Source organism: Paenibacillus sp. FSL H3-0333 (genome assembly GCF_038002805.1).
Classification (GTDB): Bacteria; Bacillota; Bacilli; order Paenibacillales; family Paenibacillaceae; genus Paenibacillus_AQ; species Paenibacillus_AQ silagei.
On sequence record NZ_JBBODG010000001.1, the window covers coordinates 3741693 to 3755388 of the forward strand.

Genomic DNA, 13696 nt, shown 5'->3' on the forward strand with positions numbered 1-13696 from the left:
AATAGAAACGACTGATGCTGAAATCCTGCATAAAATGCAACAAAGCTAGTGTTAACTTGCTCTGAACACCGGAATTTCTGCAAATGATGCAACAATGTACCACAACCAGTAACTTTTTTAGTGAAGTCCTGCAAAATGTGCAACAATGCTGCTTCATACAAGCGGTTGGTGAGAGAAAACGCTCTGAATTGGTGAGAGATGGGAGGAGCACCGCCAGGCTCGTTAGGGTGATTTTGTCCGCTTCCCGCATAAACAGCGGAGCGGGCAGAATGATTGTGGACAAGCGGAGCGTTCGCCTTTGTGTCCGGATTTTCACCGCTAAGGGGGAATGAAAAAATCTGGACACAACAGCGATGGGAACAACGTTCTGTTTTCGGAGCGTCCACACAAGCGCTCACACTGATCCTGCTCCAAAATAAAGGCTGTCCTAAGTAGCTATATCATGGATTTCGGGTCTTCCGCTTTTCAAAGCACCTTCCTGCCCTTACTCAAGCACAGGAAAACAAAGCTCACAAAGATGCCTGCTGACCATGTCTTCCGTGTATCTCTCCATAACCGGCCGCCCGGGATCAAGCTTATGGCCGCTGCGTGACAACGCCGGGAGAATCTCGGCCCATGCCTGACCGACAGCTTCAGCTGTATGCTGGAGGGTTACCACTGCGTAGGCTCCGCCGGGAAGCTCGCCGTAAGGTACTGAGGCCTCTTCGGGAGGATTCTCAGGCAGGCTGATGCAGGCATCATATCGGCAGAGCTCCGGCCTTGTAGTTGCAGGGTTGTCCTGCGGAATGCCGAACAGCACCGCCGAGCCTTGAAGCAAGCCTTGTTCCCGCGCCCAACCCTTCAATTGTTCCATCGCCTGAGCGTTGCCGTGGCCGTAGGGGCCTGTCTGCCGTACATAAGCTATGCGTGTTGCCGGAATGCTTTCGAGCTGAATGTTCATCATTGTTCATGATCCTTTCTGTGGTCAAATGGAGTACAACCCGAATGCTAACATGGACTAAAATAGAATGCATTTCTTTTTTTGTGGGCTTCCCAGGCGGCAAGATGTTGACATCAAAAACTAGAATATGGTATATAAAAGGGAGTGTTAGCACTCAAGTGAGTGGAGTGCTAAACGATGCTCCGCAATCCGAAGGTTACTTTTGAAAGGAGATTTATTTATTCATGGCTAAAAAAGAGTTTAAAGCTGAATCCAAAAGACTGCTGGAAATGATGATTAACTCCATTTATACGCAGCGCGAGATTTTTCTGCGGGAACTGATCTCCAATGCAAGTGATGCCATCGATAAAATCTATTACAAGGCACTGGCCGATGATAGTCTGGTGTTCAATAAAGAGGACTACTACATTAAAGTAACCGCTGACAAAGAAAGCCGCACGTTAACCATTGCCGATACCGGCATCGGGATGACACAGGAAGAGCTGGAGAACAATCTGGGGATTATCGCGAACAGCGGCTCGTTTGCTTTTAAGAAGGATAATGAAGCCAAGGACGGACACAATATCATCGGACAATTCGGGGTCGGATTCTATTCCGCATTCATGGTGGCGGACGATGTGACCGTAATCAGTAAGGCGCTGGGCAGCGAGCAGGCGTTCAAATGGGAATCCCAGGGGGCGGACGGCTACACGATTGAGCCTTGTGAGAAGGATACGGTCGGTACCGAAATTACGCTGAAGATCAAAGAGAACACCGAGGACGATAACTACGATGAATTCCTGGAAGAATACCGTCTGAAATCGATCATCAAGAAGTATTCGGACTTCATCCGCTTCCCGATCAAGATGGACATTACCGGCAGACAGCCCAAAGAGGGCGCCGAGAATGAATTCATCGATACGATTGAAGAGCAGACGGTCAACAGCATGGTGCCAATCTGGCGCAAGAACAAGAAAGAGCTGACTGATGAAGATTACAACAATTTCTATGCAGAGAAGCGCTACGGGTTTGACAAGCCGCTGAAGCATATTCACATCAGTGCCGACGGCGCAGTGGTCTACAACGCAATTCTGTTCATCCCGGAGAATACTCCGTTCGACTACTACACCAAGGAATATGAAAAAGGTCTGGAGCTCTACTCCAACGGCGTGCTGATTATGAACAAATGCGCCGATCTGCTGCCGGATTACTTCAGCTTCGTCAAGGGGATGGTCGATTCCGAGGACCTGTCGCTTAATATTTCCCGTGAGATGCTGCAGCATGACCGCCAGCTGACAATGATCGCCAAGAACATCAAGAGCAAGATCAAGAGCCAGCTCCTGAGCCTGCTGAAGGATGAGCGCGAGCAGTATGAGACGTTCTATAAGTCTTTTGGCCGACAGCTGAAGTTCGGGGTCTATAACGACTACGGTATGGAAAAAGAAACGCTGCAGGATCTCCTCATGTTCCACTCTTCCAAAGAGAAGAAGCTGGTGACACTGGCTGAATATGTAGAGAGAATGCCGGAAGACCAAAAGTATATCTACTACGCTTCCGGTGAATCGGTAGAGCGTATTGAGAAGCTGCCGCAGACCGAAATGGTGCTGGACAAGGGCTATGAGATTCTCTACTTCACCGATGATATCGATGAATTCGCCATCAAGATGATCATGGCATACAAGGAGAAGGAGTTCAGAAATGTCTCCAGCGGTGACTTAGGCATTGAAGAGAGTGCCGAGGATAAGCCATCCGAAGCGGAAGAGAATGAGAACAAGGGATTGTTCGAAGCCATGCAGGGCATTCTGTCCGGCAAAGTGAAGGCGGTCAAAGCCTCCAAGCGGCTGAAATCCCATCCGGTCTGCCTGTCCACTGAAGGCGAGCTGACGATCGAGATGGAGAAAATCCTCAAGGCCATGCCTAACGGCGGCCAGGATGTGCAAGCGGACAAGGTGCTGGAAATCAACATTCACCATGATGTCTTCAAGTCCCTGAAGGCTGCGGCCGAAGGCGACAAGGAGAAGCTGGGTCTGTACACCAACCTCTTGTACAATCAGGCGCTCCTGATCGAAGGCCTGCAGGTTAATGATCCGGTGCAGTTCACGAACGATATTTGTAAAATCATGGTCTAAGCAGGCGCAACCGCCAGCCTTAAGACCGTAATTCAGAAGAACCCCCGCGCTGACGCTTGACCGGTGCGGGGGTTTTGGCGTGCGCATGAAGCCAAGCTGCGGGCCGTTCATCCTCAGGATGAAGGGAGTCGAAATTGGACATCCTCCAGAAGATAAGCAGGCCATTAGAGTGACTTGAAGGTCTCGATGAACTTGGTAGCCATGGACGACAAATACTTATCCTTCATCCATACGGCGGCCACGCGGGTGCGCAGGGTCTCGCAAAGGATCTCTTTGTAGATCAGGTTGCTGTGATTGGCCAGCTCAAACGCCGACTTGGGTACAATTCCGATCCCGAGTCCCGCATTGGCCCAGAGCAGCGTGGTCCGGGCATCATCGTTCATACAGAAGATCTGTGGCTCAAAGCCGTGCTCCAGACAGGTCTCGCGGATGAGCTGCTCGAAGCGGCGGTAGATGATGAGCGGCTTGGCTTGCAGCTCGCCCAGCTGGGCAGCACTCTGGCTGGGGGCCCAGTCATAATCAGCGGTCATCACCGCGATCATCGGCTCCGAATGGAAATACAGGCATTCCAGATTGCTGGTGTTGAACGGGGTGCGGATAATGCCCACTTCAACAATGCCCTTGTTCAGCAGGTCGATAATCATGAACGTATTGCTTTCATGAATCTCAAAGGTTACGCCCGAATAGCGCTTATGGAACGCTGTCAGCGGCTCGTGCAGCAGGGTAGCGCCTGATGAAGAGACCGTTCCAATGGTAAGGCTCCCCTTTAGCCCTTTGGCATAGTCGCTGATCTCCCGGGCGGTGGAGTCCGTTAACTCCAGGATTTGCTGGGCCCGGTTACGCAGAATGATTCCGGCATCCGTCAGCTGGATGCTGCGCGGTCCGCGCTCCACCAGCTTGACTCCGAGCTCCTCCTCCAGCAGCTTGAGCTGCTGGCTGAGCGGGGGCTGGGCCATTTGCAGCTTCCTGGCTGCGGATGTAATTTGTCCTTCCTCGGCAATCGCCAGGAAATACTTTAATTGGCGGATATCCATGGTTGAGCCTCCATTTGTAAGGGGTATGACATACGTTATCCATATGGGAGAGATACGAAACCAATATTATGAATATATAAGCAGGTATGACATAATCATAACGGGTCTTTTATTTTTTTCAAGAAGGATTACATACTACGCTAAGTTAGGTGAGGATGAATGTGCGCAAAATTGCAGTTTTCTTAAAACCATACAAGAAAGAAGTGACAATCGGGCCGATTTTCAAGCTGCTGGAGGCGGTTCTCGAGCTGCTGCTGCCGACGATTGTAGCCCTGATCATCAACAACGGAATAGGCAAGCAGGATAGCAGCTATGTCTACCGGATGGGGTCCCTGATGGTGCTGATGGCTATTCTGGGCTTCGGCTGCTCCATGGTATGTCAATATTATGCGGCGCGGGCCTCACAGGGGTTCGGCACCACGCTGCGCAACAAAATGTTCAAGCACATCTCTTCGCTGTCGTATGCCGAGCTGGATGTCATCGGCACGCCTTCGCTGATCAACCGGATCACGAATGACGTTAACCAGCTGCAGGTGGCAGTAGCCATGCTCATCCGGCTGGTCATCCGTGCGCCATTCATCTGTATCGGGGCTATTATTATGGCGATGATTCTGGATTTCCGCCTGTCGCTGATCCTGATTGCCGCCACTCCGGTCTTCGGTGTTATTCTGTACTTCATCATTACGCGCAGTTCACCGATGTACCGTAAATATCAGGCTAAGCTGGACCGTCTTGCGCTGGTGCTCAGCGAGAATCTCTCGGGCATCCGGGTGATCCGGGCCTTCGCCGAGAGCCGCCGCGAGAAGCAGCGCTTCAATGAAGCCTCTGAGGATCTGACGCAGACGGCCATCCGTGTCGGACGGATCTCCGCTTGGCTGGGACCGATGACGACACTGGTAGTGAACGCAGCAATTATTGCCATTCTATGGGCAGGCGGCATTCACATTGAAGCAGGGAGTCTGTCGCAGGGTGAGATTATTGCATTCATTAACTATGTAACCCAGATCCTGCTGGCCTTGATCGTAGTCTCCAATCTGGTCATTCTGTTCACCAAAGCTTCGTCGTCTGCCAGCCGCATCAATGAGGTGCTGGCGATGACAGCTTCGGTTGTTGAAGTGCCTGCTCATGCCCCTGCTGCGAAGAGGGACGGTGCAGCGCCGGTGATTTCCTTCCGCAATGTCTCTTTCGGCTATAACACGACCGGTGAGCTGGCCCTGGAAAATATCTCCGTTGATATCCTCAAGGGGCAGACGGTAGGATTAATCGGCAGTACCGGCTCGGGCAAAACCACTTTCGTAAATCTGATTCCGCGCTTCTACGACGCTGTGGAAGGGGAGGTTAGGGTCGAGGGTGTAAATGTACGGGACTACCGCCTGGAGCAGCTGCGCAGCAGAATCGGCATTGTGCCGCAGAAGGCGGTGTTGTTCACCGGGACGATTGCCGAGAATATCCGCTGGGGGAAGGCGTCTGCTACCCGGGACGAGATCATGGCCGCAGCGGCGGTTGCGCAGGCTGAGGAGTTCATCACCCGGCTGCCGGAAGGGCTGGATACGCTGGTGGTACGCGGCGGGCATAACCTGTCCGGTGGCCAAAAGCAGCGCCTGACCATTGCCCGCGCTGTCGTCGGACGTCCGCCGATTCTCATCCTGGATGATTCCTCCAGTGCGCTGGACTTCGCTACGGATGCGGCACTGCGCCGCGCACTAAGCAAGAACAGTACAGATATGACCGTACTGCTTGTATCCCAGCGGGTGAGCACAGTAAGGCAGGCCGATCAGATTATTGTCTTCGATGAAGGCCGGATTGCCGGAATCGGTACGCATGAGGAACTGCTGGAGAGCTGCGCAGTCTATCAGGAAATCTGCATGTCACAGCTCTCAAGCGAGGAGGCTTTACAATGACCAGTACAATGACCTGGAAACGTCTGTTTCAATATACCCGTGAGTACCGGAAAATAACGTATGGAGCTATCTTCTGCGCCATCCTGAGCGTGGTTGCCAGCCTGATCGGGCCGCTCCTGATTGGCCGCGCCATCGACCATATGATCGGACCGGATCGGGTGGAGTTCCCGGAAATTCTGCGCCTGCTGCTGATTCTGGGCAGTGTGTATCTGGTCGGCAGCTTTTTCGGCTGGCTGCTCACTTATTATACGAATAAGCTGGCGTTCCGCACGGTCTATGACCTGCGCCGCGAGCTGTTTGACAAGCTGGACGCGCTGCCGCTGAAGTTCCATGATAACCATCCCCAGGGCGACAGCATCAGCCGGTTCGTGAACGACATGGATGCCGTCTCTGACGGGCTGCTGCAGGGCTTCTCCACGCTCCTGACCGGGCTTGTCACCATCGCCGGAGCCATCGGACTGATGCTCTATATCAGCCCTGTAATGACGCTGGTGGTGCTGCTGTCTGCTCCGGCAACCTTCTTCGTTGCCCGGTTCATTACGATGCGCTCCCAACAACTGTTCCGTGAGCAGGCCAAGATTCTCGGGGGGCTGAACGGCTATGTTGAGGAAATCGTCGGCGGGCAGAAGGTGGTGCAGGCTTATCATTACGAGGACCGCTCCTTTGCAGGCTTTGCGGAGCGGAATAATGAGCTGTACAAGACAGGGACAAAATCGCAGTTCTATGGCTCGCTCTCGAACCCGACTACGCGGCTGGTTAATAATATCACCTTCTCGCTGATTGCGATGATCGGAAGTGTGCTTGTTATCGGAGACCTGTTCTCCGTAGGGGACCTGTCCAGCTTCCTGATCTATTCCAGTCTGTTCGCGAAGCCGTTCAATGAGATAACCGGCGTGATCACACAGCTGCAGTCCGCCACAGCTTCGGCACAGCGGATCTTCTCAATACTGGATCTCCCGCAGGAGGCCCCGGACCAGCCGGATGCGTATGTGATGGAGAACAGCCGGGGAACGATCACCTTCGACAAGGTAAGCTTCGCTTATACACCGGAGCGCCCGCTGATTAAGGACTTCAGCCTGGAGGTGAAGCCGGGCACACGCGTGGCGATTGTCGGCCAGACCGGGGCGGGCAAGACCACGCTGGTCAACCTGCTGATGCGCTTCTATGAAGTAGACAGCGGAACGATCCGGATTGACGGAGTAGATATTACCTCCATCACCCGCGACAGTCTGCGGGGCAATTTCGGCATGGTGCTGCAGGAGACCTGGCTGTACGGGGCTTCCATCCGCGACAATATTGCTTATGGCAAGCCGGAGGCCTCCGAAGCGGAGGTGATTGCAGCCGCCAAGGCCGCGAATGCACATAGCTTCATCAAGCGCCTGCCTGAAGGCTATGACACCAGGATCAGCACCTCGGGAGATAATCTCTCCCAGGGTCAGAAGCAACTCCTCACCATTGCCCGCGTCATGCTGGTTGATCCGCCGATGCTCATTCTGGATGAGGCGACCAGCAGCATTGATACGCTGACAGAGGCGCGGATACAGAAGGCCTTCCTGGCGATGATCACCGGGCGGACCAGCTTCGTCATTGCCCACCGGCTGTCCACGATCCGCGAGGCGGACCTCATCCTGTTCATGAAGGATGGAGATATCGTGGAGAGCGGAACGCATGACGGGCTGCTGGAGAGCGGAGGCTACTACGCCCGCTTGTACAACAGCCAGTTTACGGCGGTGTAACTAGGAATATGGTTAGCGTGAATAGCTGCGGCAGAACTTCTTTTGGAAGTGTGCCGCAGCTATTTTTTTGAAAGATAAGCATTTATATGCTTCGCGCTATAATTATCCTTCTATTTCTCGCTGAAACGGTACCGTCCTTTGAAAAGACGGCAAAGCCGTTTCCACTTGCCCAGCGAGCTCAAGAATGATCCTTGCCCGGATGCAGCCTGCTGCGCATAACCCCGGGAGTCACTCCATGAGCCTTCCGGAAGACCCGGATGAAGTAATTGGTCTCCATGCCAAGGTTGAGGGCGATATCCTGCACGGGACGCTCCGGGTCCTCGGTCAGCATCTGCATGGCGCGCTGCAGCCGCAGGTTCTGCAGATATTTATGCGGAGTGACGCCGTATTCCTGAAGGAACAGGCGCTGGAAATGCTGGACGGAATAACCGACAGCCGCCGCCAGATTGGTGATCAGCAGCGGCTCGGTGAAATGCTCGTTGATCAGGCTGACTGCTTTGTTAAGTGCATCGTTGCGGACGTTTTCGTTCTCCAGCCGGGTCGCTGGACCTGGGGAGACATCACTTTTGCGCAGCATCAGCAGCAGCCGGTACAGCGTCACCGACAAGTCCTGCATCGACTGCTCCTCCTGACGCGCCGAGCTGTTCCCGTTCACCGTGTGCCAGATCCCGCCGAGCATCTCCCAGCATTCCTCGAACCGCTCGGGGCGGAACGGGGCCGAAGGCAGCAGGCCGAGACCCTCCAGAACGGAGGCAGACTGGCTGCCGTGGAACCCGATGAAGCCGACATGCCACGGCTCGTGGGATAACGGATAATATTCATGCCCGAGGTCAGGCGGAAATGCATAGGCCATCCCAGGCTGCAGCACTGTTTCGGTGCCGTCCTCCAGGTCACGGAAACGCCCGCTGCCGCTGCGGATCAGGAAAATCTGATACACCGGGAATCCGGCAGGACGCACATGGTGATACTGGATATGACGACCGACAGAGTACGGATAGAGAGGGAAAGCATTCAGGTCACGCGGCATTTCAATCAGAGAGAAGGGGAGCATACGAACACCTCATATTCATTTTGTGCTATGCAAACGCTATTATTATCCTACCATTGATCACAGATTATCCTTTATTATAAATAGTATAAATCGTAACAAGCAAGAGGGACAGAGCCACAAAAGAAATTGTATCAGTGAAAAGTCCCATCCTGACATCTACCATCACACCTAAACGAGAGGATGAAATCATATGAGCAGCAAAGTTCCTGCAATCAGCAGCAAGGCTCCTGTAATGCTTCATGGCGCCGACTATAGTCCCGAGCAATGGCTGAAATATCCGGGGGTGCTGGAAGAAGATATCCGCATGATGAAGCTGGCAGGCTGTAATGTCATGTCTGTCGGGATTTTCTCCTGGGTCTCCCTGGAGCGCGAAGAAGGGGTATTTAACTTTGAGTGGATGGACCAGCTGCTGGACCGTTTTGCGGCGAATGGTATTTATGCGTTCCTGGCTACTCCGAGCGGTGCGCGTCCGGCATGGATGTCCGAGAAGTATCCTGAGGTGCTGCGGGTGGAACGGAACCGGGTGCGCAACCTGCACGGCGTCCGTCATAATCACTGCTTCACTTCTCCGGTCTACCGTGAAAAAACAGCGCTGATCAACTCCAAGCTTGCTGAGCGTTATGCGCATCACCCGGCAGTGATCGGCTGGCATATCTCTAATGAATTCGGCGGCGAATGCCATTGTAATTACTGTCAGGATGCCTTCAGAGACTGGCTCAAGGCGAAGTACAATAATGATCTGGATGAGGTGAACCACGCTTGGTGGGCTACCTTCTGGAGCCATACGTATACTTCTTGGGAACAGATCGAGTCCCCTGCTCCGCATGGTGAAATGCAGGTTCATGGGCTTAACTTGGACTGGCGCCGGTTCGTAAGCGATCAGACGATTAACTTCTGCCAGCATGAGATTGACGCGGTGCGGGGCTTTAACCCTGACCTGCCGGTGACCACCAACATGCATATGATTGACGGCGTAGACTACCGTAACATGGCGAAGATTCTTGATGTGGTATCATGGGATGCTTACCCGGACTGGGGATATACCGAGGACGATGATGACGCCCGTCTGGCCGCTTGGACAGCGATGCACCATGACATGTACCGCAGCTTCAAAAAGAAGCCGTTCCTGCTCATGGAAAGCACACCTTCCCTCACGAACTGGCAGATTGTCAGCAAGCTGAAGCGTCCGGGGATGCACAAGCTGTCCTCACTCCAGGCAGTAGCGCATGGTTCAGATTCTGTACAGTACTTCCAGTGGCGTAAAAGCCGCGGCTCCAGCGAGAAATTCCACGGCGCGGTGATCGACCATAGCGGACACACGGAGACCCGTGTCTTCAGGGATGTAGCTGAGGTAGGCCGTACCCTGGCGGGACTGGAGGATGTTGTAGGTACAACAACTCCTGCTGAGACTGCCATTCTGTTCGACTGGGATAACCGCTGGGCGGTGAAGGATGCCCAAGGTATCCGCAATTCCGGCCTGAAATATGAAGAGACTGTGCTTCAGCATTACCGGGGTCTGTGGGAGCTGGGAATTCCGGTGGATGTGGTAGGCTCAGGCGATGATCTGTCCGGCTATAAGCTGGTGATTGCTCCGATGCTGTACCTGATCAGCGAAGAGAACGGGAAGCGGATTGAGAAATACGTTGAGCAAGGCGGAACCTTCCTGGCCACCTATTGGTCGGGAGTGGTCGGCGAGACCGATCTGTGTCACCTGGGCGGCTTCCCTGGACCGCTGCGCAGAACGCTGGGCATTTGGGCCGAAGAGACAGAAGGACTGCATAGCCGCGATCTGAACGGTTTAGTAATGGACCCAGGCAACAGCTTGAAGCTGAGCGGGGAATACGATGCGCATGAGATCGCCGAGCTGATTCATCTGGAAGGCGCGGAGGCGCTGGGCCATTACCGCAGCGACTTCTACGCCGGACGTCCTGCACTCACTGTGAATAAGCTGGGAGCGGGTAAGGCTTATCATCTGGCAACACGTGTGAAGGACGCGCAGTTCTATGTGGATCTGTACGCCGCAATTACCGGAAAAGAGCGGATCAGCCGCACGCTGAACAGTGAGCTTCCGACCGGAGTAACCGCCCAGCTGCGTTCCGATGGTGAGTATGAGTATGTATTCGTACAGAATTTCAGCGGCTCCGAGCAAGTAGTGACGCTGGACGGACAAGCCTATACTGATGTAGAATCCGGCGCAGCGGCTCCGGCCGAGCTGAAGCTGGCAGTGAATGGACTGGCAATTCTGAAGCGCGCAGCGGCCAAAGCATAAGTGAAGCAGCTAAATCGCGTAATATAGTTAGAAGTATCAGCACAGATAGAGTGAGTTACAAAAGAAGGCAGAACCCCATCGCGGGGTTCTGCCTTTTAAGTATGCCTTAGGTTGTGGCTGGACCGTACAACCGCTCAATCCCCTCAATCACCCGCCTGAAGTATTCACGCTCATGCGGGACAAAGTGCGTGAAGTCCACCAGCTCGTCGATGTCCGTTCGTTCACCGTTCCCGGTGACCTGGAAGCCCTGCACATGAAGCGTGTTGTCTGCTCCCGAGATGAAGCTGCGGAAATCAGCGAAGCGGGCCTCTACGATTCCAGCCACTTCTTCCAGCTGCGGGGTGAATTCACTTAGTGCATAGCGGTTCTCATAGACATATACATGCGCCCGTTCACGGTCCATGAATCCGGCGGAGTCCATCTGGTAGGGGATGACCCCCAGCGGCTGCAACTCGTCAAAAGCAATTTCAAGCCCCAGCTCCTCCTGCACCTCGCGGATACCGTCCATAACGGTCTCGTCAGCCAGCAGATGTCCGGCAGCAGTGATATCGAGCAGCCCGGCATAATCTCGCTTCTGCTGACTGCGCAGCTGGAGGCAGATCCTCAGCCCGCCTTCGTCCTTACGGACAAACCAGCAGTGGAAGGTCTCGTGCCAGAGGCCTTGGCGGTGAACCTCATCCCGGGGAGCCGTCCCCGTCCGGTTTCCTTGCTCATCAAACGTAGCTAATAATTCCTCGTTCATGCAATTTTCCTCCATTGCCCCAGTAAGTTAAATTTTCCGGGAGTAGTATGCTGATAACAGAAGGTACAACAACAGAAGGGTAACCAAAGTCACAGCAATCGTTAAGAACACGGTATGGTTAATCAAAGAGGCGACGACAGCAGAAAGTGACAATAAAAGAAGGAAAAGACGTATCGCAGCCCTACCAGTTTTTAAGGCGATCATCCGGTTTCGTTCATCTTGTGCGGCAATATGTAACGCTTCTAATAATTCAGGGTCTTTGAGAACCTCACGGAGCCGGGCAATACGGAGAGCGGCAGTAATCCACGAACCGAACAATAAACCGGCGAGAATCCCTATATCCCAGCTGTCCAGCGTGTCGAGCCTGCCCCATACGAACGCTTTGAGTATAAACGCCACAATAACGGTTATCCCCATACCTGCCGCGTAGAATGAATTGATAACGATTCGCCGCCGCAGCTCCTTTTCAAAAGACTTCATAGTCGATATCCTCCACATCTGAAAAATCAAAAATATCCTCGATCGGCAAATCGAAAAATTTTGAAATTTTATAGGCAAGCGGAAGGGAGGCGATATATTTTTCGTTCTCAATTGAAGTGATGGTGTGGCGTGTGACACGCAGTGCCTTAGCCAATTCCTCTTGGGAAATCCGCCGCTCTTTTCGCAGTTCGCGTATTCTTGTCTTCACTAATCGGCCACCTCCCCTGAAGCAATACTTCTGCACCTCAACTCTGTTATTATGTTGCACGGATACGGTCTTAGTCAAGTTCACTACACAATTTATGTACAGTTGACTACACAAAAAATGTGCAGTAAGCTATACATAAGACAATCTAAAGGATGGGGCGGGGAGCATGGAGAATATACGGTTCGAAGGGGTCAGAAAGTCCTTTGGCGATGTGGCTGCTGTAAACGGTCTGGATCTGAGTATTGCGGAGGGCGAGGTCTACGCACTGCTTGGGCATAATGGGGCGGGAAAGACCACAACGCTTCGCCTGCTGCTTGGTCTGCTGGAGCCGGACGGGGGAGAGGTCATTGTTTTTGGGCGGAATCCTATACAGGAGTGGGATAGCGTGCGCGGGCTATGCGGCGTTTTGTCCGAAGATACAGGGCTGTACGAGTCTTTGACCGTATGGGATAACCTGATGTATTACGCTGACATTTACGGGATGAGCCGTGTTGAATCGAGTAGCCGTATTGACGAGCTGCTGCGGACATTTGAACTGCATGACAAGAAACGAACGATTGTTAAGGGCTTGTCTACCGGCATGAGCAAAAAGGTTGCCCTGATCCGGGCCATGCTTCATAGACCGCGCCTTCTGATCCTGGATGAGCCTACGAATGGCCTTGATCCTGTCAGCACAACCGATCTAAGGAAGATGTTATCGCGGCTGGCGAAGGAGGAGGGGACCACTGTCATTATGACCACGCATCACCTGGAAGAGGTCCAGAAGCTATGCGATAGAATCACGATTCTGCGGCACGGGCGAAATATTTTTACCGATTCCATCTCAGCGCTCCAAGACAGCAAGCATTACATGGACAACGGGCAATTCAGTCTTGAAAAGCTGTATATGGATATAGAGCAAGGGGCAGGCCGATGAACAGATCCTATCCCGTTGTTCGAATGCAGTGCGCTGAGTTTACAAGTGACAAAGGGATGCTCTTCTTTTATGGACTATCTATCGGCATTACCGGTATAATCGTTCCACTATTCATGCCCGGGGTAGAAGTCTCCTTAACCACCGCAGCACTACTTACGGCAATCTTACTGAGGCCCATGTTATCTGACAGCATCGCGGGAGAACGGGAGCACCGCACTTTGGAGACACTCCTGTCCAGTCCCATCCATGGAAAAAGCATACTCTGGAGGAAGTTTGAATTCTGCTTCTTATTTGGTCTGGGCTACTTCACT

11 protein-coding genes are annotated in these 13696 nt (G+C 53.2%); 5 read left to right on the top strand and 6 right to left on the bottom strand.

The window, feature by feature from the left end; genetic code table 11:
• Positions 1-484 precede the first annotated feature (484 nt).
• Entirely contained in the window at positions 485-943 is a 459-nt protein-coding gene (locus tag MHH78_RS16490; RefSeq protein WP_341168028.1) for an AraC family transcriptional regulator, read from the bottom strand.
• Between the two features lie 221 nt (positions 944-1164).
• Between MHH78_RS16490 and htpG the strand changes: the two genes are divergently transcribed.
• The gene (gene htpG / locus MHH78_RS16495) at positions 1165-3048 is read left to right on the top strand and encodes a molecular chaperone HtpG (protein ID WP_341168029.1); all 1884 of its coding nucleotides are present in this window, start codon (positions 1165-1167) and stop codon (positions 3046-3048) included.
• Positions 3049-3212: 164 nt separating this feature from the next.
• On the opposite strand, the gene MHH78_RS16500 is transcribed toward htpG, so the two are convergent.
• The gene (locus MHH78_RS16500; RefSeq protein ID WP_341168030.1) at positions 3213-4082 is read right to left on the bottom strand and encodes a LysR family transcriptional regulator; all 870 of its coding nucleotides are present in this window, start codon (positions 4080-4082) and stop codon (positions 3213-3215) included.
• A 155-nt stretch (positions 4083-4237) separates the two neighbouring features.
• On the opposite strand from MHH78_RS16500, the gene MHH78_RS16505 reads away from it, so the two are divergent.
• The gene (locus MHH78_RS16505) at positions 4238-5983 is read left to right on the top strand and encodes an ABC transporter ATP-binding protein (protein ID WP_445668049.1); all 1746 of its coding nucleotides are present in this window, start codon (positions 4238-4240) and stop codon (positions 5981-5983) included.
• Complete coding sequence (locus MHH78_RS16510; protein WP_341168032.1) at positions 5980-7719, top strand: ABC transporter ATP-binding protein; 1740 nt, start codon at positions 5980-5982, stop codon at positions 7717-7719. The genes MHH78_RS16505 and MHH78_RS16510 overlap by 4 nt, the downstream gene beginning before the upstream one ends.
• Before the next feature lie 178 nt (positions 7720-7897).
• On the opposite strand, the gene MHH78_RS16515 is transcribed toward MHH78_RS16510, so the two are convergent.
• The gene (locus tag MHH78_RS16515; RefSeq protein ID WP_341168033.1) at positions 7898-8770 is read right to left on the bottom strand and encodes an AraC family transcriptional regulator; all 873 of its coding nucleotides are present in this window, start codon (positions 8768-8770) and stop codon (positions 7898-7900) included.
• Positions 8771-8960: 190 nt separating this feature from the next.
• Between MHH78_RS16515 and MHH78_RS16520 the strand changes: the two genes are divergently transcribed.
• On the top strand, positions 8961-11039 hold the full coding sequence (locus tag MHH78_RS16520) for a beta-galactosidase (RefSeq protein ID WP_076078717.1): 2079 nt from the start codon (positions 8961-8963) through the stop codon (positions 11037-11039).
• Between the two features lie 106 nt (positions 11040-11145).
• On the opposite strand, the gene MHH78_RS16525 is transcribed toward MHH78_RS16520, so the two are convergent.
• From MHH78_RS16525 to MHH78_RS16535, 3 genes are read right to left on the bottom strand one after another with little or no spacing between them, the layout of a single operon-like run.
• On the bottom strand, positions 11146-11781 hold the full coding sequence (locus tag MHH78_RS16525) for an NUDIX hydrolase (RefSeq protein WP_341168034.1): 636 nt from the start codon (positions 11779-11781) through the stop codon (positions 11146-11148).
• A gap of 27 nt (positions 11782-11808) precedes the next feature.
• Positions 11809-12261 carry a hypothetical protein gene (locus tag MHH78_RS16530; protein ID WP_341168035.1) on the bottom strand — a complete coding sequence of 151 codons (453 nt, stop codon included), beginning with the start codon at positions 12259-12261 and terminating at the stop codon, positions 11809-11811.
• The gene (locus tag MHH78_RS16535; RefSeq protein WP_076078722.1) at positions 12248-12469 is read right to left on the bottom strand and encodes a helix-turn-helix transcriptional regulator; all 222 of its coding nucleotides are present in this window, start codon (positions 12467-12469) and stop codon (positions 12248-12250) included. The genes MHH78_RS16530 and MHH78_RS16535 overlap by 14 nt, the downstream gene beginning before the upstream one ends.
• A 166-nt stretch (positions 12470-12635) precedes the next feature.
• Between MHH78_RS16535 and MHH78_RS16540 the strand changes: the two genes are divergently transcribed.
• Positions 12636-13385 carry an ABC transporter ATP-binding protein gene (locus MHH78_RS16540; RefSeq protein WP_341168036.1) on the top strand — a complete coding sequence of 250 codons (750 nt, stop codon included), beginning with the start codon at positions 12636-12638 and terminating at the stop codon, positions 13383-13385.
• Positions 13386-13696: the final 311 nt, after the last annotated feature.